At 58.9% G+C, this 21,251-nt stretch carries 18 protein-coding genes and 1 pseudogene; 11 read left to right on the top strand and 8 right to left on the bottom strand.

Translation table 11 applies throughout. The features are described 5' to 3' along the window. The first annotated feature begins 1,546 nt into the window (after positions 1-1,546). Positions 1,547-1,819: a DUF1214 domain-containing protein gene (locus QO002_RS26740; RefSeq protein ID WP_307235684.1), complete on the top strand. Its 273-nt coding sequence runs from the start codon at positions 1,547-1,549 to the stop codon at positions 1,817-1,819. A gap of 32 nt (positions 1,820-1,851) precedes the next feature. On the opposite strand, the gene betI is transcribed toward QO002_RS26740, so the two are convergent. Continuing rightward, entirely contained in the window at positions 1,852-2,499 is a 648-nt protein-coding gene (betI, locus tag QO002_RS26735) for a transcriptional regulator BetI (RefSeq protein WP_307235682.1), read from the bottom strand. A 106-nt stretch (positions 2,500-2,605) separates the two neighbouring features. Here betI and choX point away from each other — a divergent pair, with 106 nt between their 5' ends. From choX to QO002_RS26720, 4 genes and pseudogenes are all read left to right on the top strand, one after another. Beyond that, a complete protein-coding gene (choX, locus tag QO002_RS26730; protein ID WP_307236264.1) occupies positions 2,606-3,550 on the top strand; it encodes a choline ABC transporter substrate-binding protein in 945 nt (314 codons plus the stop codon). Positions 3,551-3,568: 18 nt separating this feature from the next. Beyond that, positions 3,569-4,579, top strand: a complete 1,011-nt coding sequence (locus QO002_RS26725; protein WP_307235680.1) for an alcohol dehydrogenase catalytic domain-containing protein — start codon at positions 3,569-3,571, stop codon at positions 4,577-4,579. Further along, a complete protein-coding gene (locus QO002_RS30995; protein ID WP_370878601.1) occupies positions 4,491-4,697 on the top strand; it encodes a hypothetical protein in 207 nt (68 codons plus the stop codon). Before QO002_RS26725 ends, QO002_RS30995 begins: the two co-directional genes overlap by 89 nt. A 933-nt stretch (positions 4,698-5,630) precedes the next feature. Next, positions 5,631-5,864 (top strand): annotated as a pseudogene (locus tag QO002_RS26720) (DUF1294 domain-containing protein); the annotation flags it as partial. A 1,032-nt stretch (positions 5,865-6,896) separates the two neighbouring features. Here the strand turns inward: QO002_RS26720 and QO002_RS26715 are convergent. The 7 genes from QO002_RS26715 to QO002_RS31155 all read right to left on the bottom strand — a co-directional run bounded on the left by QO002_RS26715 (position 6,897) and on the right by QO002_RS31155 (position 14,642). After that, a complete protein-coding gene (locus QO002_RS26715; RefSeq protein ID WP_307235678.1) occupies positions 6,897-7,856 on the bottom strand; it encodes a DUF6963 family protein in 960 nt (319 codons plus the stop codon). Next, the gene (locus QO002_RS26710; RefSeq protein ID WP_307235676.1) at positions 7,853-9,559 is read right to left on the bottom strand and encodes a dipeptide ABC transporter ATP-binding protein; all 1,707 of its coding nucleotides are present in this window, start codon (positions 9,557-9,559) and stop codon (positions 7,853-7,855) included. Before QO002_RS26710 ends, QO002_RS26715 begins: the two co-directional genes overlap by 4 nt. Continuing rightward, the gene (locus QO002_RS26705; protein ID WP_307235674.1) at positions 9,556-10,449 is read right to left on the bottom strand and encodes an ABC transporter permease; all 894 of its coding nucleotides are present in this window, start codon (positions 10,447-10,449) and stop codon (positions 9,556-9,558) included. Before QO002_RS26705 ends, QO002_RS26710 begins: the two co-directional genes overlap by 4 nt. A gap of 1 nt (position 10,450) precedes the next feature. Further along, complete coding sequence (locus QO002_RS26700; RefSeq protein WP_307235672.1) at positions 10,451-11,374, bottom strand: ABC transporter permease; 924 nt, start codon at positions 11,372-11,374, stop codon at positions 10,451-10,453. 60 nt (positions 11,375-11,434) lie between these two features. Next, the gene (locus QO002_RS26695) at positions 11,435-12,961 is read right to left on the bottom strand and encodes an ABC transporter substrate-binding protein (protein WP_307235670.1); all 1,527 of its coding nucleotides are present in this window, start codon (positions 12,959-12,961) and stop codon (positions 11,435-11,437) included. A gap of 262 nt (positions 12,962-13,223) precedes the next feature. After that, positions 13,224-14,087: a MurR/RpiR family transcriptional regulator gene (locus QO002_RS26690; protein ID WP_307235668.1), complete on the bottom strand. Its 864-nt coding sequence runs from the start codon at positions 14,085-14,087 to the stop codon at positions 13,224-13,226. Positions 14,088-14,282: 195 nt separating this feature from the next. Further along, positions 14,283-14,642: a hypothetical protein gene (locus QO002_RS31155; RefSeq protein ID WP_307235666.1), complete on the bottom strand. Its 360-nt coding sequence runs from the start codon at positions 14,640-14,642 to the stop codon at positions 14,283-14,285. 248 nt (positions 14,643-14,890) lie between these two features. Between QO002_RS31155 and QO002_RS26680 the strand changes: the two genes are divergently transcribed. From QO002_RS26680 to QO002_RS26655, 6 genes are all read left to right on the top strand, one after another. Next, positions 14,891-16,546 (top strand): ABC transporter substrate-binding protein, encoded by a 1,656-nt coding sequence (locus tag QO002_RS26680; protein WP_307235664.1) that lies wholly within the window; start codon positions 14,891-14,893, stop codon positions 16,544-16,546. Between the two features lies 1 nt (position 16,547). Then, positions 16,548-17,555 (top strand): ABC transporter permease, encoded by a 1,008-nt coding sequence (locus QO002_RS26675; protein ID WP_307236262.1) that lies wholly within the window; start codon positions 16,548-16,550, stop codon positions 17,553-17,555. Continuing rightward, entirely contained in the window at positions 17,555-18,568 is a 1,014-nt protein-coding gene (locus QO002_RS26670) for an ABC transporter permease (protein ID WP_307235662.1), read from the top strand. Before QO002_RS26675 ends, QO002_RS26670 begins: the two co-directional genes overlap by 1 nt. A 13-nt stretch (positions 18,569-18,581) precedes the next feature. Continuing rightward, positions 18,582-19,076, top strand: a complete 495-nt coding sequence (locus QO002_RS26665) for a GlcG/HbpS family heme-binding protein (protein WP_307235660.1) — start codon at positions 18,582-18,584, stop codon at positions 19,074-19,076. Next, entirely contained in the window at positions 19,069-20,544 is a 1,476-nt protein-coding gene (locus QO002_RS26660) for an amidase (RefSeq protein ID WP_307235658.1), read from the top strand. Before QO002_RS26665 ends, QO002_RS26660 begins: the two co-directional genes overlap by 8 nt. Positions 20,545-20,664: 120 nt before the next feature. Beyond that, positions 20,665-21,249 (top strand): cupin domain-containing protein, encoded by a 585-nt coding sequence (locus QO002_RS26655; protein WP_307235654.1) that lies wholly within the window; start codon positions 20,665-20,667, stop codon positions 21,247-21,249. The last annotated feature ends 2 nt before the right edge of the window (positions 21,250-21,251 follow it).

Genomic DNA, 21,251 nt, shown 5'->3' with positions numbered 1-21,251 from the left:
ACGAGTGACGACGAATTGTTCACGACGCCGCTCCGGAGTTACGGCACGCAAAAGGCAATCGCGGAGCTGCTTCTTGCCGACTATTCGCCGTGCAGCAATGGAGCCGCCCTGATGCTGAAAGATCTGAAGCTCTCCCAGCAGAAAGTATCGCAACGGCGCCTACGCTTCTTTGTGGTGAAGTAGCGCAGGCCCAAGGTCTCTTCGAAAAGCTGGGCAAAGGCGGAAAGGACTTCCCCGCCATTAGCGAGACGCTAAGGTCTGGCTCCGCAGTCTCATCTGGCGTGGGGCGGTACCAGACAGAGAGCCAGGTTGATGGCGCCCAGCATGGCCTTGGCGCTGACTGAGATATCGATATTGCGGATCAACCAGGGTAGGCTTGAAGGAGCCACGCTGCTGACTGCAGTGTAACGAAAAGGACGACATCGATCGAGCTGTCGGATCAGTTATTGCGGATGCCGCCGATATGGCTAAGCGACAGCCAGGATAGTGTACTTCCCTGCATTGTGCAGTATGTGGCCATTGCCAATCCAGCCGGTGCCGTTCGGGACGACATCAAACAAGTTCCATAAATCGCCTTATCAATGTTTTCTCTAAAATACTGAAACAACTATCGAAATGTGTTCTGGCACCAGTAGAAAATTGCAACGCTTTGACACACCTCCACAGGTGCCAACCGGAAGGCCTTGTCTGTTTTTAATGACTCCTGCCACCGCCGCCATGCCCATGCTGCGGCGGACGCATGATCGTCATCAAGGTGTTCGAACGCTGGCGGCAGCCGCGTGGACCGCCGGACGAGGCTACGACGAACCGGGAGAGTGCGTCATGACCCGGCATGGCAGATCCATTCATATGGTCTACTCACCGCAGAGCTGGCCAACGGGGAGGTCTGTGCCAGTCCCTATGGCGAGGGCATTCAGCGGGGCAAACGTGCTCTCATTCACTCCGAAAATCCGGAGAACTACCCCTGCAAACCCCACCCTCGGAGCGCCGGGACTGACAACTGTCGCTGCGATCGGCCGCCCGCTGGAAGCGACAATCCACAAAACCCCATAGCTCAGAGAATGCCGACCGCGGGTTCCTGCATGAGAGGTTTTCGTACGCCTGACGGCACCCGAAACCCTTCACCATGTCCGCGATTGAGATCCCTTCGTCGTTTCCCGAAAGCAGACAGTCGGCTCCGGCAACATGATGTCCGGGTTGGACCGAGGTCGTGTGAAAACGCGATTGCAGATTGCGTATGGCAGCCGCTGTTTTGAGCGTCGCAGCGATGATGCCGCTGGCAGGCGGGCGTACCCGAAGCAGCATATGGGGAACTGCACGACCACGCACGGTGGCACCGGAAATCGCCTCAAGGCCAACATTCCGCGTGGTCGCCCAACGCGCTGCCGCCGGGCGCGGCGATCGAAGCCATGCTGGTCAGCGTAACGAGCGCAGACACGATGTGTGCCCGTAGCGCACCCAGGCCAGGTCAGTTCGACAGCTGTCGGGCGGGTTGCAGACATTCATACAGCGGACTGGCGCGCGTACGTTGAACGTCCGGACGACCATGTTCTTCGGCTACACGTTCATCACTCCGGCGATGATCATGCGGCTCACGGAGATCGGTTCGCAGTACCTTGTGCAGACCGTCGATTCCAAGGGCGCGTTTTTCGGCGGTAGCAAGACCTACAACGTGTCTCTGCCAGCAAACATTCCAGCGGAAAAATTCTGGTCGTTCACCGTCTACGACAACCAGTCGCGCTCGATGCTCGATCCGCCACAGCGATACCCGCGCGCTGGCAGCCAGAACTATCCAACCCCAGCAATTCGCCGAGCTTAAGCGAGCCGCACTGGGCTCAAGTATGGTCAACCCTACGTAGAAATCAGAAACAAGGCGTCATCCTGCTTGAGAGTCTCCACAAGCTTGTCGCCCAGCATCTTTTCGGTATATTCGGTCAACAGCAATTTGGCTTCTTCAAGCCACATATCGGTCTCGGAATGACCGCGGCGCAGCCACAGGCCATCGATCATGGCTGCGAAACCACGCACGAAGTGATCGATTTCGTCCCGCGACAACGATGGCGCCAGCGCAGAGGCGATATTGGAACGCAGCCGGCTGTAGAATGGCCGTTGCAATCGCGCATAGCGGGCATTATGCGCCGTTTCCGCGACGAGCGAAATCCAAGCATTAGCGGTGCTGCGATCATAGCGGTTCGCCGGAAAATTGCCATCGATGATCGCCAGCAATCGCTGCCAGCGTGTTGTGGCGCGGCGAAGATTGGAAACGACCTGCTCCATCAGCACGCGATTGGCCACGCGCACCATTTCGAACAGAACTTGTTCCTTATCCTTGAAATAATAAGTCAGGATGCCCTGCGACATGCCTGCCTCGTGGCAAATCTTAGTCGTCGTCAGACCTTTGAGTCCCTCCCGCAGAAAAATCCGATGCGCTGCCTCGATCAGCTCGACGCGCCTGATGTCTTCGATCCGGGTCTTTTGCTTCTTGCGTGGTGCCATCATGATTTTCCATAGGCTTTAAAATTTTTGTGCGCACTAACAATTTTTTATCTTGCCATATAAACTAGCCGCCATACATTACGCCCATCTAACAAAAAAGGGGAATTCCATGCATAGATCCATGAAAGTAGCCGCGGTCGCCATCGCCTCTGCGTGCCTGCCGATGACTGCATTTGCGCTAGACAAAGAGGAGTGCAGGGCCGTGCGCATGGCGGACCTCGGCTGGACGGACATCGCACTGACCAATGCCACGGCGGAAATTCTGTTGAAGGCATTGGGCTACGATCCAAACTCGACCATTCTCGGGCTCAATGTGACGTTTGAGGCACTGAAAAACAACGACATGGATGTGTTCCAGGGCAATTGGCGGCCGGTGCAGGACATCGACTTCAAGTCATATTTCGACGATGGCTCGGTGATAGCAGTAGGCACCAATCTCGAAGGGGCGAAGTATACTCTCGCTGTGCCGAAATATGTCGCGGACGCCGGCGTCAGGAGTTTCGACGATCTCGCCGCCCACGGTGCTAAATTCGACTACAAGATTTACGGCATCGAACCTGGCTCCAACAAACCGATCGAGGACATGCTGGCCGCCAAGGCTCACGACCTTTCCGGTGATTGGGAACTGGTGGAATCTAGCGAGGCCGGTATGCTGGCGCAGGTCAAGCGCGCAGTCGAGAAGAAAGACTGGATCATCTTCCTCGGCTGGCAGCCGCACCCAATGAACGTCAATATGGAACTGACCTATCTCTCCGGCGGTGATACTGAATTCGGCCCAGACTTCGGTGGCGCCACCGTGCGCACTCTGGTTCGCAACGGCTATCCAGAAGCCTGCCCCAACGTCACAAAATTCTTCTCCAACCTGAAGTTTGACATAAACTACGAAAATGCGGGGATGAACATGATCATGACCGACGGTGTCGAAGTGCCAGTTACGGCGAAGAAAATGATGATCGAACATCCAGAGAAAGTCGTCGCCTGGCTAGACGGCGTCACGACAATCGATGGCAAGTCGGGTCTGGAAACCATCAAAGCCGAACTGGGATTGAAGTAAGTGCTTAGTGAAAACACCATGAATGCGGCGGTGCTCACCACACCGGGATCGCCGTTGACCATCCGTTGCGAAGCTATCCCCACGCCGGGACCCGGCCAGATACTGGTCCGGCTCAAGGCCTGCGGCGTTTGCCATTCCGATGTCCATATCTGGAAGGGCGACGTGACAGCGACCCCTGTCCCCTCGTTATTTATTCTCGGCCATGAGGGCGTCGGTACTATCGAAGCGCTCGGACCCGGGGTTGAAGACTGGACCCCAGGCGACGCGATCGGCGTTCCATGGCTGCATGATACCTGCATGCAATGCGATGAATGCCTGGCCGGCGAAGAGTCTTTCTGCCAACAACAGCGTGCTCATGGCCTCAATGTCCCCGGCGCTTTCGCCGACTATGTCGTGGTCGATGCGCGCTTTGCCGTAAGGCTCATTCCGGAAATGGACCCGCTTACCACCGCACCCGTCATGTGTGCAGGCGTCACCGCCTATGGCGCCATCCGCCGTGCAGGCCTGAAGGCAGGCGAGACATGCGCTATCTTCGGCTGCGGTGGCCTCGGCCTCTACGCTGTCCAGATTGCCACCCGCCTCGGCGTAAGAGTCCTTGCCGTCGATCGCAGCCCGGCAAAACTGGAAAATGCTTTGCGACTCGGCGCCGTCGAAACCGAGATCGCCGACGAAGGCCTCGCTGACAGACTTGGCGCACGCGGTCAGAAATTCCACGCCTGCATCAATTTCGCGCCGACGCCGAAAACCTGGCATGCCATTATATCGGCCATCCGCCCGCGCGGTCGCATCATCGCCGCAGCGCTAGTGTCCCAACCCGTCGAGATTAGCCAGGAATGGCTGACCGGCACCGGCGTCACCATTACAGGCACCAGCGTCGGCACGGCGCAGGAAATGCGTGAGGTTGTCGCCATGCATGCGCAAAAACCATTCGAAGCAGAGATTGAGGAAATCTCACTCGATCGCGCCTCCGAAGCGCTTGCTTCGTTGGAAAAAGGCAACGCCAAGGGCCGCTACGTCATCCGGTTTTGATGCCGACAGCAATCATGACCATTACGACGAACCTGTCGACGTCCGCTGGCTCTGCCACTGTCATCACACACGCCTGCATGATTATGGTGGGGACATGTTCCCGGTCCGGACAGCGTGAGACCTCACATTGGAACGCCACACGGTCCCTGAGTCCGCTCTGTCTTCCCTGCTCAACCCAAGCCTCTTCGTTCGGCTGAGTTGCTACTACAACATGTGATCGCGCGGGTCTCGGTCGGCGCGTTCTGGCGCGGACCGAAATTCATGTTGTTTGTGGCGGCAGAATTTAGGCAAGGATTTGCGGCTTCTGGAAGCAATGCGGAAGGACGTGTCACCTTTGGGGTGAGGGAGGGGTGCGCCCGGCATCCAGGTGTCCGAAATCGGTCATGACGCTGACAAGTACGCGTCCCGTAGCTGCGCGCGAAAGGCTCCGAAACGATCGGCCCACTGGAGCAGAGGGACGCGCGATAGTCGAAGGATACAGCCATCACCAGGACCTCAAGAACGTTGCGTTCAGATAAACGTCATTCATTCTCATTGCCCGGAAGACAACGGAACTGTGCGATTCGATTGCGTGAAAATCGCAGGAACGCCCCTCGGCCCGCATTGAATATCGACGGCTTTGCGCCGCTACAGTTTCGAGAATGTGACCCTCGAAGGCTGCACCACTGCCGCCCTTACGATGATCGCGATCGATTGTGCGTTTGTCCAGCCCGCGTCCTCGCGTCGTCGCCCGCTGGTCCGCGCTAAGGTCAGTGCTGCGTCCATCCCCCTCATTTGGTATCACAAATCAAACAATCGGCAGCTTTGCGCCTGCGTTCCAGACGTTAAGTGGATAGGGCACCAAATTCCATAAGCCGCCGTTCGTTTAAGGTCGCAGCAGGCGGCGTCGCATAGATCAACGCGACGATCATCGAACTGTAGGTTAACCGGAGATTAACGCCTGCGTGCGTGCAAAAATCCGACCATGCACCTTTCGACACCGTTCACACTCCTTCTAATTTATCTCCTCGTCAACGTCGTGGTCTACTGCGTCTATTGATGGGACAAGCAAGCCACGATAGAGGGTGCGTGGCGCGTGAGGGAGAGCACGCTGCTCTGGCTGGCTATTGCCGGTGGAAGTCTCGGAGCCCTTACGGCACAGCAAGTACTTCGTCACAAAACGCGCAAGGAGCCGTTCCGCAGCATCCTGATGACAATCGGAGTGCTGCATGTGGGTCTCGGCATCTTATGGATTGCTGCACCGAACCTTGTCGAGGCGTTATCGCGAATGAAGGCTTCCATGTGAGTTAGAGATCCGGGCTGTGTAGTTTTCCAACGCAGCGACGGCCAGTTCTACTGCAGGCAGGACGTCAGGACGTCAGGATAACGGGACGGCGATTGGGTGTCCCTCGAATTCTAGCGTGGTCGGGGAGTGTTGAGTGTCAGGGCTCTGGGGGCGCTTGTCTGCGGAGGCCTGTGATCACCCCAGCGGATTACCAACCCGATCAGCAGAAGGACGATGGGAGGCGACAGCGCAACTTTGATTGCGTCGATAAATCTCTCCCACCGCTTTTCGCTGATCAACTTCAATTGTGCAGCTTCAGCTTGCTCATGATTGGCTTTCATTAGCCCAAATTGGTCGGCCTCCGACATTGCTGTCGGGAAGAAGTAGGTGGTTGACTTAGGCAGGGTCTCGCTCGTGATCTCGTAACCCTGACCAGGCGTTCATGACAATGCATTCACCCGCGATGCAATCCTTGGACCTCAGTCCGAAGCGCCCACTAAGCCAGTTTTCTGCATTGCTACGGCTGGTCAGCGCCCAACCCGCAAACCCTTGAATTTGATGAGTCTGATCGACCACGAAAAAGTAGTGATCGCGATTAACAATCCCAGCCAATAACTGCGACAGCTCTCCGAAACGAATTCTCATGAATGACGGTTTCGTCATGAGATGGTTGACTGCCAGACCCAGTGCCAATGCCCGTCGGGCCGATACAACGTCAGCGTGGGAAGAGTACGGCGGCCTGAAATCAAAGGGACCTCCACGGTGCTGTCTTATGGTTCCAAAGGATAGGACCGTTCGAAATTCAGCCCACACCGGCATGCAAACTGCATTTTTGCGCACCTCCGGTGCTCCCGTATGCCAACTACGCCGCGCTCTGGGTCGAGTCCTCTTCAGAGAGCTGAAGGCATAAAAACTATTGCTGACACGATAAATATGTCCAGAGGATTTCTTATTGAGCTCATACCCGTCGTGTGCTCCGTTCTAGTTTGCGAGAGTGATATCGATTCTGAAAGCGTTTCCGTTCAAAAGTTCATGACCCAACCTGAAGCTGGGCTAAACTTGTACCGCCACTTCTGAGACTTGATCGACGGTCATCGTCCGCACCGGCACCTCGAATGCTGACTGTCCATCGATCGTTTGTATCAGACCATTTGCTGCCCTCAAGTACGGCTCATAGACGGCCACGGCGACGTCGGTTCCCGCCTCGACGACCGGTACGCGCGGGCCGAGACCCAAATCCCATGATCCCGTCAGGTAAAGGGGATTTTCTATCGCGATCTCGACACCGTGGCTTTTGAGGCGGATCTCGTTTCGCGGCCCGACCACCAGTGGCGTACCCGCCGCAATAGTGACCGTGGAATCTGCCCGATCCGGCGGGTCCATGATATTGATTGCGAACTGCGCGGCCATCAGCGCCAGACCGCGATGCGGATGGATCGCATTGTGCAGCACACCCGCCCTGATGTCGGGATCGAATGCCGATTGTAGCATCGCGGAACCGGCATCGAAGAACCGTTCGACATAGTCCGTGTTTCCCATAGCGAGGTCTCCGGCTGCGGAGATCGCGATGATGCCTGCATCGGCAACGGGGTTTTCATCCAGCACCGTTCGGACCGCTTGTTCCACCGCAGCGCCGGAATTAATGGCTTGCAGCACGTCCATATTGAGGGCGGAAGCCCTAGTGCCCCGGACATTGGGCAGCCGGTGGCCGGTGACAAGGCCGATGTCTTTCATGCCTGGTGTGAACTGTGACAAGGGTGATGGGCGATTAGGTCCGCTCGACATCAATACGGCGATGCGGGCGCGTTGAATCGCTTCTCGAATTGCGTCAATCGGAAGATTACCGGTGCCACCAGTCTGAGTTTCGGCCCTGTGGATCGTGCCATCGATATCCATCACTGCAAAACTGACGAAGCCGCCGATAGCACCCGAGCCGATTTTCTCAACGGCGGCGAGTGCCTCGATTGCCGCAAGGCCGGCATTCGGGCCGTAAGTTGCAATGCCGATCGTCATGACGCCACCCAATGGCCCGACGCGACCATCCGCAGGCTTCCTATCGGCATGTCCAACTCACCATCCGGCATGGCGAGCCGCTTGCCTCGAAAAGCAGGGTCAGGAACCGGAACCGAGGAGAGCAGGAGCCGAGTATAGGCATGCGCCGGCGCATCGAGTACATGGCCGGTCGTGCCAAGTTCGACGATCCTGCCCGTCCTCATCACGGCGACGCGATGGGCGATTTTCCGAACCACCGCCAGGTCGTGGGTGATGAACAGGAGAGCAAGGTTGTTCTCCCTCTGGATATCGCCCAGCAGGTCGAGAATACCGGCCTGGATCGATACATCGAGCGCAGATGTCGGCTCGTCGGCGACGATGACGGACGGATTGACGGCGAGTGCCCGCGCGATGGCAATGCGCTGGCGCTGGCCGCCAGAAAACTGATGGGGAAAGCGTCCGGTAACCGACGAGCCGAGCTGGACCAGGTCGAGCAACCGCCCCACCTCGACGTCGATCTCTTGTGTGCCGAGCCTGCCTTGGATAGCGAGCGGCTCGGCAAGCGTCTGGCCGATGGTGCGGCGCGGATCAAGCGAGGCGTAGGGGTCTTGAAAGATCATCTGGATGCGGCTACGGGCGTTGCGAAGGCTGCTCCCGCCAAGATGCGTGATGGTTTCGCCGTCCACTTCGACTTCACCGAAATCGCTTGCCAGCAGCCGGCAGGCGATGCGGCCGAGCGTTGACTTGCCCGAGCCGCTTTCGCCAACAAGCGCCAGTGTCTCGCCCTTGGCGATGGTCAGTGAAACATCGTCGAGCACTTTGGGCGACCTGCGGGGGGAAAACCATCCGTTGCTGCCAAATGATTTGGTGATGCGTGTGAGTTTGAGGGCAGTTTTGGGGCTGTGCCTGAAATCGAGGCGTGTGGTCTTGTCAAGAACATTGGGCACCGCAGCCAGCAATCGCCTCGTGTAGTCACAGCCCGGATTGGCGAACAGGCTTCCAGCCGGTGCGGTCTCGACGCCCACACCCCTTTTCATAACCACCACGCGATCCGCGTTCTCCGCCACCACGCCCATATCGTGAGTGATTAGTAACAGGCTGGCGCCACTTTCGCTGACCAGTTCCCGCATCAGGCGCATGACCTGAGCTTGAGCCGTCACGTCGAGCGCTGTCGTGGGCTCGTCGGCGATCAGCAGCCTTGGCTGCATCATCATCGCTGCCGCGATCATCACCCGCTGGCGCATGCCGCCCGAGAATTCGTGCGGATAGCGTGGGAGTTGTTGGCGGGCGGATTTGATCCCGACGCGGTCTAGCATATCGATTGCCCGACCATCGGCTTCGTGACGATTGATACCGAGATGCTGCTGTAGCGCCTCGGTCATCTGGCGACCGATGGTCAGCACCGGATTGAGCGAGGTCGTCGGCTCCTGGAAGATCATGCCAATCTTCAGCCCGCGCAGCGCCCGGCGCTGGTTTGGTTCAAGACGAAGGAGATCGCAACCTTCGAAGGTGATCTCGCCGCTCGAAATGTTAGCACTTGCCTCCGGCAGCAGGCCCATGATCGAAAGCGCGGTAACGCTCTTTCCAGATCCGCTTTCACCGACAATCGCCACTGCCTCGCCGCGCATGACTTCGAAACCGAGTCCGGACACGACGGTGGAAGGGGCTTGGCGGCCGAATGTGACCGAAAGGTTCTTCACCACAAGTAGGGGCGTCGTGCTCATCGCTCGGCCTCCATGGGGTCGACGACCTCGCGTATCGCATCCCCGAGCAGGTTGAAGGCGAGCACGACGATGGCTATGGCGAGGCCTGGATAAATCATCAGCCATGGCGCCTTGTTGAAGAAGTCGCGGCCCGACGACAACATTGCGCCCCATTCTGGTGCCGGCGGTTGTGCGCCAAGGCCGAGGAAGCTGAGGCCAGCTGCGGCCAGGATCGCCGAGGACAGACCGAGCGTGGCGACGACTATCATGATGGGGAGAATATTCGGCAGGAGATGCACGAATATCAGACGCAGATGGCCGGCCCCTGCGGCGATGGAGGCCTCGAAATACGGTTTGGACGTTTCCACCAAGGCGGCGGCATAGGATGTGCGGGCGTAGTAGGGAATGCCCGCAAGTCCGACGGCTATCATCGCATTTTCAAGGCTCGGACCCAGGACGGCGACACAGGCCAATGCGATCAGCGTTTCGGTGAAGGAGAAGAGGACGTCGGAAAGTCGCATTAGAATGACTTCCAGAAAGCCGCGCGCATATGCGGCGGCGAGGCCGAGCAATGTGCCGGAGACGAGCGAGATGCTGACGGCGATTATGCCGATTTCCAGCGTCAACCGAGCGCCATGGACAAGGCGAGAGAACATGTCACGGCCGAACTCGTCGGTGCCCGCGAGATATCTAAAGCCCGGCGCCAGCAATTTCCGGCCCGCACCTATTTTGGTCGGCGCATACGGCGAGATCAGATCCGGGAATGCAGACGCGATCAGTAAGATCAGCAGGATGGCAAGGCCGATAGCGCCACTTGGCGTGCTGATCAGGCGGATGAATGCGGGAGACCTGGGATTATGGACCGGCGCGTTGTGGGCTTCGATCACGGTCTCTGTTTTGGTGCCCAGCATGTCAGGCTCTCCGCACGCGGGGATCGGCGAACGCGTAGACGACATCGAGCGCGATCGAGACCACCACCACAACCGCCGCGAAGACCAGAATGAAGCCTTGGATCAATGGATAATCGCGTTGGAAGATGGCTTCGATCGCAAGCCGGCCGATGCCGTTCCAGGCAAAGATGTTCTCGACGACGATCGCGCCGCCTAACATCGCGGCGAACTGCATGCCGGCCATGGTGAGGATCGGCACCAGCCCGGCGCGCAGTACATGCCGGCGCAGCACCGTGGTCTGATACAGGCCCTTGGCCCGCGCGGTGCGCACGAAATCCTGGTTCATCACGTCGATCATCGAGGCCCGCGTCATCCGGGCAATGATGGCGGCGTTGGAGAGGCCGAGCGTGAGCGCAGGCAGCACGATATTGAGCGGGCCGGTTCCCGCGACAGGCAGCCATTGCAGATTGACAGCGAACAAGAAGAGCAGCATCAGTCCGAGCCAGAAATGCGGGATCGATACGCCGGTCAGGGCCAGCGTCATCAGGATCGTATCCCAAGCCGTTCTGCGCTTGTAGGCAGCGACGAAGCCGACCGGAATTCCGATAGCGAATGCGATCAGCATTGAGAGTGTGGCAAGCGCCAGCGTATTGGGCAATCGCTGCAGCAGCAGATCGGCGACCGGCTGTCGACCTCTGACCGTGACACCCATGTCCCCCTGTGCCAGCCGTTCGACAAACATGACATATTGCTCGATGATCGGCCGGTCGAGGCCAAGTGAATGACGGATTTGTTCGAGCTGCTCTGGCGTGGTTCCCTGGCTCTGGGCATACATGATCTGCACCGGATCGCCGGGCACAAGATGGATGAGCAGCGTCACGGCCACGGTGGTGACAAAGATCGTCAGGATACCGAAGGCGATACGCTTGCCGAGAAAAGACCACATGGGAACTCCGATGGAAAGGCTGGGCCCGTCCGCGGGCCCAGCGCATGAGAGGCGGGTGAACTAGAATTTCACGTCACTGAAGATGGGATAGACGAAAGGTGCCACCTTGAAGCCTTCAACTTCAGGCCGGGTCGCGAATACCCATTCCCAGCCCGGCGTATAGAGCGGCACGTGGATCGCCTTTTCCAGCAGAAAGGCCATCACGTCCTGCACCGCGGCCTTGCGCTCGGCCTCACCGGTCAGCACGCGTGTCTTGTCCAGCATGGCGTCGAGTTCCGGCGACGTAAAGCCGCGATAGGCGCCCGGCGAATGCCAGAGAGCATAGAGGATATCCGGATCGTACCAGGACCACGTCATCATATCCATTGTGCCGACGCCGTCCGTCTTCTCGTTTTCCTGCCGAACGCGGGCGTTCATCGTACCGATGTCCATGATCTCGATCTTGGCGGTAATGCCGACTTCCGCGAGTTGGCTCTGGAAAACTTCGGCCAGTTTGTCGCGCTTGCCGCCGGTCCAGGCGATCATGGTGACCTCAAGTGGCTTGTCGGGGCCATAGCCGAGTTCGGCAAGCAGCGCCTTGGCTTTGTCAGGATCATAGGCCTGGCCGTGCTTGGTGCAAAAGTCCTGATCGTTGCCGAAGACGCCTCGCGAGATCGGGCATTTCTCCGGGATCGAGAGATCACCATAGACCAACTCGATCGCGGCTGCCGCATCCGTGGCGTAAGCGACAGCTCGGCGGGCGCGTTCGTCGTTGAAGGGTGGGCGATGCGCGGCAAATTCCCAGAACACATTCTGTCCGGTATTCTCCGCGATGACGATCTTCATCTCGCCACTTTTCTTGAGGTCGGCGACGTCGTCGAGCGGCGGCTCAGCGATCTGAATGGCGCCGGTCTTGAGGCCGGCGAGGCGCGCCTGTGGTTCAGGAACAGTGGTAATCACCAGGCCGTCCATATAGGGGCCGCCCTTGTTTTCGGCCAGCTTGCCGAAGTTCTGGTACTTTTCGTTCTTGGCCAGTACGATCTTGTCGCCCTTGGTCCAGGATGTGAGCTTCCATGGACCAGAGCCGATTGCGGTGGAGATCCCGAAGCCCGCCGCATCCTTGTTGCTGTCGCAGATGATCGACGAGAAACTGTCAGCCAGGAACGGGATCAGCGCAACAAAAGGCCTGTCGAGCGTCAGCTTCACCGTTAACGGGTCGACGACTTCTGCCGATGTGATCGGCCCCCAACTCGACTTGGTGACACTTGGGTTGGCGTCGTCGAACGCGCGATCGACTGTGTATTTCACGTCATTGGCATCGAGCGGCGTACCATCGTGGCAGGTCACTCCACTGTGGAGCTTGAACGTATATTCGAGACCAGCCGGGTCGGATGCCCAGCTCTCGGCGATATGTGGCACCGGTTTGCCGTTGGCATCCGTGGCCAGCAAACTGTCGTAAATGAGGCTCCAGACCTGGAGCGACAAGGTGCTGGTGGCGCGGTGCGGATCGAGCGTGTCGATATCGCCGTAACGTGCCCAAACGATGTCCTTCGACATGGCGGGCGTCGCAACTGCGGCAAGTGCCGATGCAGCGATGGCTGCCAACATGGCCTTTCCTATAAACTTCATTTTGCTTCCCCTGTTGACGATTGGGCACGATTCGGCAATCCAGCGTTGCGTGCGGGCAATAGCGATCTGCTTTTCACGAAAGTGGCTGTGCCGGGCGGCAATATGCCCGGCCGACGGCTGTTTTCGAGGTGAACATGCAGGCGAACAAAACGTCCGTCAACTAAATTTCATTCCTGAAACTATTATTTTCATTAATGCAGAAAAATTGTAGAATCCACTTGGATTTTGCATCGTTTCTGTCTCAAAGATCGCCGGAAAGAACGTCGCCCCACTCCTCGTGAATACTGTCAATGAACTGCAGCCGCTCGATTGCGGACTGGCCGATCCGCAGCGCCAGCGCGTTGCAGAGAAAGGTGATCAACGACACCGGCGCCACGACGCTGTCGAAGACGCCCGTGCCTTTCGTTCGGCAGCGCAGCGTCACGCTGGCGACTTCATTGCCCGCTCGCACATTCTGATCCGTGACCAGAACCACCTGCGCACCGGCATTGACCCCGGAGCGCATGATCGAACGTAGGCTGCGGGTTCTTCTTCCCACGCCGAGCGCCAGCATCGCATCGGTCCGTGCGATAGAGGCGAACTCTTCCGGCACCGAAAAGCCGCCGATCGGAATCATCCTTATGTCGGGTTTGACCCTGATCAGCAGTGCGCGCGCGAAGTGCGCCAGTGCGTAATTGTCGCCAAAGCCCACGATCCAAAGTTTTTCAGCGCGCGCCATCAGTTGGACCGCCTGAGAGAGCTCGTCCGATCGCAGTTGCTCGACCGATCGAACTAGGTTCTGCATGTCGGTTGCCAGATGCTCGCTCAAATCGGCCTTTCCCAAGCTCGAACGGGTGAACCTGTCCGCCTCGCTGGGGACGACGGGTACGGTGCTTCGCGCATCCTTTTGAGCAGTTTTGAAACTGGGGAAGCCCATCCGCTGAAAAAAACGCGCGGTCGTCGCCTTGGATGTGCGCGCGCGCTCCGACAGCTCGCTGGCTGAATAGAGCACGAGTGCGTCCTGGTTCTTCAGCAGCACATCCGCAAGCCGGCGCTCGCTTTTCGTCAGGTCGTCATAGGCGTCGAGAATACGCTCGCCCAAAGGCAATGTGGACATCGTCTGCATGGCACTACATTTTCAATTTTGAAATTATTGAACTCATAGCAAACTGGTGCGGGAAATCAATTCGGGACCTCTGAGCTCTTTCAGAACCACAACATGGTGATTGTGCGCCGCGAGGGGCCGGCGGGCGCCCAGGACATGCCCAAAACGCTGGATTCTACCTCACGCATCAACACGCTGTGCCATGAAAAGGCATCGTCATTGCGCCGATGACCGACGCGTAGTGATGGAAGCACTTGCGGGGAGGCCACAGCCTACCTGTATGGCGCCCTCCGTGAACAGGTCACGCCACTGCCCGGTATCGAATTCATCGCAAATCTGCAGACGGTCAAAGGCCATAACATCTGGCATACGAGCGACGACCCGACCCTCCAGAAGATAGCTGTCGATTTCATCACGGAAGGTCTTCGCCAAGGCAAGCTGAAGCCGTTGCTCGATAAGCAGTTCACATTCGACGACATCGTTGCTGCCCACCTGTATCTCGAAGGAAACAGTCAGTTCGGTAACGCCGTCGTCGCGCTGTAAGAAGCGGTGATTTATCAGCGGCGCATTGCGCAAGTTTGCACATTGCCCAAGATTCCGGCAAACCGATCAAAAATCATATCCAGTGATGACTAATAATTCTACATGACTATGAATAAAGTTTCCAGCCAAGAATGTGATTCGCTCGCTTCGAAATTTGAAAATGGTAGTGTTTACATCTCGCTAGCGGCCGCACGTTTCAGCAGTAGCGATCTGGCACGATAATTGATTATCAGTAAAGTAAGCTGACTGGTGGTCTTTCGGCATTAATCACGGAGCATTCAATGGCAATGGATTTTAGAGACCTTACAATGATCTCCCGGCGCTCGCTGCTAAAGGCGGGTGCGGTTGGCGGCGCGACTGCGTTGGCGCCAGGCTTCATCGGTTCGGCTTTCGCGCAGGATCGCGCCAAGACGCTCGTCATCGCCGCTCCCGCGACGCCCCTTAGCCTCGACGTCGAGAATTCACTGTCGCTGGGCACGATCGATACGGTGGCCGCCTTCTATGATTACCTGATCGAGTTCAACAAAGTGCCAGACCCGAAAGTACCGGGCGTCATGCGCGAGGATCTGGCGCCGAACGCGGCGCTACCGGGCGGCTACAATCTCAAGGGCAAGCTCGCCGAGAGCTGGGAGTTCGCACCCGACGGCAAGTCTGTGCGCTTCGTGCTGCGCAAGGGCGTGGTCAGCAACTGGGGCAATCCGCTGACTGCCAAGGATGTGAAATACACGTTCGACCGCAAGTTTGAGGTCAAGGGCGCGGGCGCCTTCATGACGTTCGTCATGGGGCTGCCCAACAAGGACGCGGTCGTGGTCGAGGACGAACATGTCGTTTCCTTCCATCTCGAAAATCCCAATCCGATCCTGATGATCGTCTGCGGCCATCTGGCCAACCCGATCTTCGACTCCGTGAAATGCCAGGAAATGGCGACCGCCGACGATCCGTGGGCACGCAAGTTCCTCGACACCAATGTCGCGGGCTTCGGCCCCTACAATCTCAAGACCATTGTGCGCGGCCAGCAGATGGTCGCCACCGCGCGGCCTGACTATTACGACGAGAAGCCGTTCTTCGAGACCGTCGTCTTCCGAGAAGTGCCGGCCTCTGCCACCCGCCTGCAGCTTTTGAACGGCGGCGCTGTGGATATCGCGCAGGCTCTGGCGCCAACCGAGATGAAAAGCCTTTCTGCCAGCCCCAAGGCCGAGGTGACCTCGATCGAGGCGTCGCAGATGCTGTGGATAGAGCTCAATACGGCCTTCAAGCCGCTCGACAATCCCAAGGTGCGCCAGGCGCTGAACTTCGCTATGCCGAAGGATGAAATCGTCAAGACCATCCTGCAGGGCTTTGGCAAGAAACAGACTGCTTTCATGCCGGATTTCTATCCCGGTGCGACCAGCGAATTCTACGGCTATGACTTCGACATCGACAAGGCCAAGGCGCTGCTGGCAGAAGCCGGTTTTGCCGATGGCTTCGCGACCACGCTCGCCTACAATGCCGGCGATCCGATCGAAGAACCGATCGCCATCATGTACCAGACGGCGCTAAGGAAGATCGGTGTGACCATAGAGCTCAAGAAGCTGCCCGCAGGCACCTTCTTCGACAGTCTCGTCAAGCGCACCGAACCGATGATCTTCAATCTCGACGCGCCGTTCACCCCCGATCCTGGCTTCTCGCTCAATCTCTATTTCCATTCGGCCTCCTTCCTCGATTTCTCCAACTACAAGAACGAGAAGGCCGATACGCTGATCAAGCAGTCGCTGTCGACGCTGGACGAGAAGGCGCGCATGTCTGCCACCAAGGACGCCCAGAAGATCATCAATGATGACGCGCCCTGGGCCCTGATCGCCAATCCCGGCTTTCATCTTGCCCATGGAAAAGATGTCGGCGGTATTGTTTATTATACGTCTAACCGGCTGAATTTCCAGGATTACAAGCGTGTCTGACATGGTGCCCGAACCGGCTGTCTATCGACAAGTCGAACCTAACGTGGAAGCCAGAGGCGGGCCGATACCCGCCGCTGGCCCCACGCTGGGCACGACACGGGAATTTCTCAACTTTCTCGGCAGTCGCAAGAGCTTTGCGGCAGGTTATATCATCGTCATTCTCACGGCCCTGAACGGTCTGATTGCACCTCTGATGCCGCTTCATTCGCCAGTCGACGCCGATGCGACTGTCTACCTGCTGGCACCAAGCTGGACCCATCCAATGGGAACCGATGCCGCCGGCCTCGATATCTTCTCCCGTGTCCTGCACGCGCCGCGGATCGATCTTTTCATCGCACTGGTTTCGACGCTCTGGGCAGCGGCGGTGGGGGGCTCGCTGGGCGCCGTGACTGGCCTATGGCACAGGAAGCGCCGGATCAAAGGCATGGCGGCACTGTTGATCCTGCGCATCACCGATGTCCTGCAGGCCTTTCCCGTTTTTGCACTGGCGCTGGTTCTGGTGGCAGTGCTGGGGCAGGGCGTGAGCTCCATCGTCGTCGCTATTGGCGTGGTCAATATTCCGATCTATCTGCGGCTGATGCGCGGCGAAGTCCTCAATATTCGTAACAAGGGCTATGTCGAGGCGGCCCATATTGCCGGCGCCGGCGATTTCTATCTGCTCAGCCGGCATATCGCCCCCAACGCCGTCGCGCCCCTTCTGGCGCAGATGACGATCAATACCGGCGTTGCCGTGCTGCTGGCGGCCGGACTGTCCTTCCTCGGCGCCGGGGTGCGTGCACCGACGCCGGAATGGGGTTCGATGATCGCCATGGGCTTCCAGAACATCGTCACCGGCCAATGGTGGCCATCAATTTTTCCTGGCCTGGCGCTGGCGCTGACGGTGTTTGGGCTGGGCCGCATCGGCGCCTCGATCCAGGCATGGTCCAATCCGCGCGAGCGATTGCGGCCCTCGCGCCGACGCTGGAAGGCATTTCTTGCCACGCATGCGCCTGCCGAGGGTACCAGCTGATGCAAATCCTGCGCTATCTCTCCGTCCGGCTTCTGTTTGCCGTTCCCCAATTGCTGGGGATCGCGGCTGTTGCTTTCTTCCTGCTTAAGCTCATTCCCGGCGATCCCGCGCCGATGATGCTCGGCCCGCTTGCCACCCAGGAGGCTGTCACCAAGCTGCGCGTCGAAATGGGCCTTGATCAGCCGCTGCCGACGCAGTTTCTCGCCTATCTCGGCCGGCTGGCGCATGGTGATCTCGGCACGTCGTGGCAGACGACCAACCCGGTCCTCATCGATATCGCCCAGCGCCTTCCGGCAACGCTTGAACTGGTGACCCTCTCGCTGGTCCTGGCACTCGCCATCGGCCTACCGCTCGGCCTGCTTGCGGGGCGAAAGTCCGATGGAATATCGGCGCGGTTTGCCGACGTTTTCTCGGTTGTCGCGGGCGCGTTACCCGACTTCTGGCTGGCACTGGTGCTGATCTTCATCTTCTACAGCATTTTCAACATCGTGCCGCCACCTATCGGACGGCTGGACTTCGCCGTGTTTCCCCCAACCGCAATCACCGGCTCATATGTCATCGATGCGATGCTGTCGGGAGATTTCGCGACTTTCAAGGCCGCCGCCGGACAGTTGATCCTGCCGGTGGCCACCCTCGGACTGATCTATTCCGTGCCGGTCCTGACGATGACACGCACCACAGTCTCGCGCCTCAACGACAGTGATTTCGTTCGCTTCGCCGATGCCAAGGGCCTGAGCCCGTCGCGGGTCTCGCGCCATGTGCTGCGAAACGCGATGCCGTCTGTCGTGACGGTCATTGGCATTCTCTATAGCACGCTGGTCGGCAGCGTCGTGCTGGTCGAAGTGGTCTTCGCCTGGGGCGGCATTGGGCAATATGCGGTTTCTGCGGTGCTGAACGCAGACATCAACGCCTCGCTCGGTTTCATCCTCGCAGCTGCCGTCGTCTCGCTTCTGGTGCATCTCATCGTCGATTTCATCGCCCTGCTGCTCGATCCGCGGCTGCGATCCCAATAAGGAGTTTTTCTGCATGACCTATGTCAAGGATACCAAGACGCTGACGCTGGCTGGCGGGCTGGCCGTGTTGAAGGCGGCGATCGCCGAGGCCGAAAAGATCGGTCAGCCGATGTGCATTTCGGTGGTCGATACCGGTGGCAATCTGCTGGCCTTCGGCCGGATGGATGGTTCCAAGGCGCTGTCCGTCATTTCAACTCGCAACAAGGCCATAACGTCCGCCCTGTCCAACGAACCCACCGGTGGCGCGCATGCCGATGTCGAGCTGCAGGTGACACTGGCCCAGGAAAACAAGTGGACCAACCTCGTCGGTGGCATCCCGATCCGTGTCGATGGTTTCGTACTCGGCGCAGTGGCGGCCGGTTCCGGCACAGGCACGCAGGATCTTGCTGTGGCACGCGCTGGTGCTGCGGCCATTCCGGGCGCTGACATGTTTCTCGACTTCAAGCCGATGGGCGCCGAGGACACAGGCATTATCAGGGGATCGCATCCGGAGAAGGTTCATGGATGACTCCATACAGTCGATGACGGCGCGGACCGATCCCTTGCCATCGGCGATCGAGCTCGCAAGGCGGATCACCGTCGGCGAGACGTCGGCGCTTGCTGTGGTCGAGATGTCGCTTACCCGCATCGCAGCGCTGGACGACGCGCTTTGCGCATTCTGTTCCGTAACGGCCGACCCGGCACGACGTGAGGCACAAGCCGTCGATCGCCGCATCGCGGCCGGTGAAGCCGTCGGGCCGCTGGCAGGCGTGCCGTTCGCGGTCAAGGACCTGATCTCGACATCGGGTGTGCGTACGACATTCGGTTCGCCGCTCTACGCCGACAATGTGCCCGATGAGGACGATATCGTCGTCGAACGCCTCCGGGCGGCGGGCGCCATCATGGTGGGCAAAACCAATACCTCGGAATTCGGCTATGGTCCGATTGGTCGAAACCCGCTTTTTCCGCCGACCCGCAATCCCTGGAATACCGAGCTGACGCCGGGTGGTTCGAGTGCGGGTTCGTCTGTGGCCGTGGCAACCGGCATGGTGCCGCTGGCACTCGGCAGCGATGGCGGCGGCTCGATCCGCATCCCGGCTTCCCTCAATGGCATATTCGGCATCAAGCCCAGCTGGGGCCGGGTGCCCGTCTATCCTGGCTGTCGTGACGAGAAGGCCCCTGGCGCTTCAGGCTGGGAAACGCTCGAACATATCGGCCCGCTGACCCGTACTGTCGCGGACGCAGCAATGGCATTGTCGGTCCTCTCCGGCCCTTCGCCTAAGGATCGGCATTCGCTGCCCCACGAACAGATCGACTGGATGGACATTGATGCGGCGTCGGCGCCCGGTCGAAGGATCGCGTTTTCCGCCGATCTAGGCTTTGCGCATGTGGATCCGGAGGTTGCGGCGATCGCAGCCGGAGCCGCCCAGGTCTTCGCCACCGAACTCGGCTGTGTCGTACACGACGCATTTCCGGAGGTCGGCGATACGCAGGCGACCTTCGAGGCGCTGGTGGCGCTCGACACCGATCGCGCGGGTCTGCGGACGATGGCAGACAGACAGAGCTATGCCTTCGGAGGTGTGCTCGGCACATTGCTCCGGACGGAATGGACCGCCGATCATTTCACCAATGCCATCATGGATCGCAAACGGATCGCCAATGTGATGTGGCGGTTCATGGCACGCTATGATCTGTTGCTGACGCCGACGGCGGCTACTGCCGCTTTCCCGCTCGACAGGGATGGCCCGACATCGATCGCGGGATACGCCGTGTTGCCATCTGCCTGGACGCCCTTCTCGGCCTTGGCCAACCTGACGGGCCAGCCGGCGGCGAGCGTACCGGCTGGGTTTACACGGGACAGCCGCCCGGTCGGGCTGCAGATCATCGGCCGACATCAAGACGATATCGGGGTCTTGCGCGCTGCCGCTGCTTTCGAACGCGTCAGGCCCTGGCAGCACACCTGGCCGGCCGCGAGCCACCCGAGAAAAACGGCATGACGAGTTTCGAAAGGCATTTCTCGTCGGTTTACTTCGGCTATTGTAACTTTACTGTCGCTCACGCAAATGGTCGCAGGAGTGAATTCTTGCGGTCGTTGCCTTCAGGTAGAAAGAAAAATCATGGAAGAGTCCAGCGCGAAGAGGGACGAGTTACAGGTCGGGGCGAGGCTGAAACACGCCCGGCTTCTGGAAGGCATTCGTATCCGGGAGCTGGCCGAACGCGTGGGTTGTGCCGAAAGCATGATCTCCAAGATCGAAAACGGCAAGGTGGCGCCATCATTGGCCATGCTGCAGCGGCTGGTGGAAGCGCTCAACCGCGATCTCTCCTCGTTCTTTGGTGCCGATATCAATTCGCCCGGCCTGGTACAGAAGGCAGGCGAACGGCCGATTTCGACCACCGATGCGATCCGGGGCGGCGAGGGCGTCAGCTACGAACGGCTGGTGCCCTTTGCTGCGGGCAATCTGCTGGAAGGCAATATCCATCGTATCGAGCCGGGTGCCGAGAAGATCGACCAAATAACCCACCAGGGAGAGACCGTCGGCTATGTGATCGACGGAGAGCTGGAGTTGACCATCGAAAACAGCACCTACAAGCTGGCGAGCGGCGATTCCTTCTTCTTCAAGAACCATTTGACCAATCGCTACCACAACACGGGCACGGTCCTGGCGCGAGTCCTCTGGGTGAACACGCCGCAAGTGCATTGATC

Origin of the sequence: Pararhizobium capsulatum DSM 1112 (assembly GCF_030814475.1) — a bacterium.
GTDB lineage: Bacteria > Pseudomonadota > Alphaproteobacteria > Rhizobiales > Rhizobiaceae > Pararhizobium > Pararhizobium capsulatum.
The sequence above is the reverse complement of the archived record's forward strand: the minus strand, read 5'-3'. Positions and strand labels throughout refer to the sequence as shown.

What these genes read in the sequence shown, in the direction of transcription:
- QO002_RS26675 (WP_307236262.1), top strand. Translation starts at nt 16,548, where the DNA reads ATGGTGCCCGAACCGGCTGTCTATCGACAAGTCGAACCTAACGTGGAA.
- QO002_RS26670 (WP_307235662.1), top strand. Translation starts at nt 17,555, where the DNA reads ATGCAAATCCTGCGCTATCTCTCCGTCCGGCTTCTGTTTGCCGTTCCC.
- QO002_RS26710 (WP_307235676.1), bottom strand. Translation starts at nt 9,559, where the DNA reads ATGAGCACGACGCCCCTACTTGTGGTGAAGAACCTTTCGGTCACATTC.
- choX (WP_307236264.1), top strand. Translation starts at nt 2,606, where the DNA reads ATGCATAGATCCATGAAAGTAGCCGCGGTCGCCATCGCCTCTGCGTGC.
- QO002_RS26665 (WP_307235660.1), top strand. Translation starts at nt 18,582, where the DNA reads ATGACCTATGTCAAGGATACCAAGACGCTGACGCTGGCTGGCGGGCTG.
- QO002_RS26655 (WP_307235654.1), top strand. Translation starts at nt 20,665, where the DNA reads ATGGAAGAGTCCAGCGCGAAGAGGGACGAGTTACAGGTCGGGGCGAGG.
- QO002_RS26740 (WP_307235684.1), top strand. Translation starts at nt 1,547, where the DNA reads ATGTTCTTCGGCTACACGTTCATCACTCCGGCGATGATCATGCGGCTC.
- QO002_RS26695 (WP_307235670.1), bottom strand. Translation starts at nt 12,961, where the DNA reads ATGTTGGCAGCCATCGCTGCATCGGCACTTGCCGCAGTTGCGACGCCC.
- QO002_RS26715 (WP_307235678.1), bottom strand. Translation starts at nt 7,856, where the DNA reads ATGACGATCGGCATTGCAACTTACGGCCCGAATGCCGGCCTTGCGGCA.
- QO002_RS26660 (WP_307235658.1), top strand. Translation starts at nt 19,069, where the DNA reads ATGGATGACTCCATACAGTCGATGACGGCGCGGACCGATCCCTTGCCA.
- QO002_RS26705 (WP_307235674.1), bottom strand. Translation starts at nt 10,449, where the DNA reads ATGCTGGGCACCAAAACAGAGACCGTGATCGAAGCCCACAACGCGCCG.
- QO002_RS26700 (WP_307235672.1), bottom strand. Translation starts at nt 11,374, where the DNA reads ATGTGGTCTTTTCTCGGCAAGCGTATCGCCTTCGGTATCCTGACGATC.
- QO002_RS26680 (WP_307235664.1), top strand. Translation starts at nt 14,891, where the DNA reads ATGGCAATGGATTTTAGAGACCTTACAATGATCTCCCGGCGCTCGCTG.
- QO002_RS26725 (WP_307235680.1), top strand. Translation starts at nt 3,569, where the DNA reads ATGAATGCGGCGGTGCTCACCACACCGGGATCGCCGTTGACCATCCGT.
- betI (WP_307235682.1), bottom strand. Translation starts at nt 2,499, where the DNA reads ATGATGGCACCACGCAAGAAGCAAAAGACCCGGATCGAAGACATCAGG.
- QO002_RS26690 (WP_307235668.1), bottom strand. Translation starts at nt 14,087, where the DNA reads ATGCAGACGATGTCCACATTGCCTTTGGGCGAGCGTATTCTCGACGCC.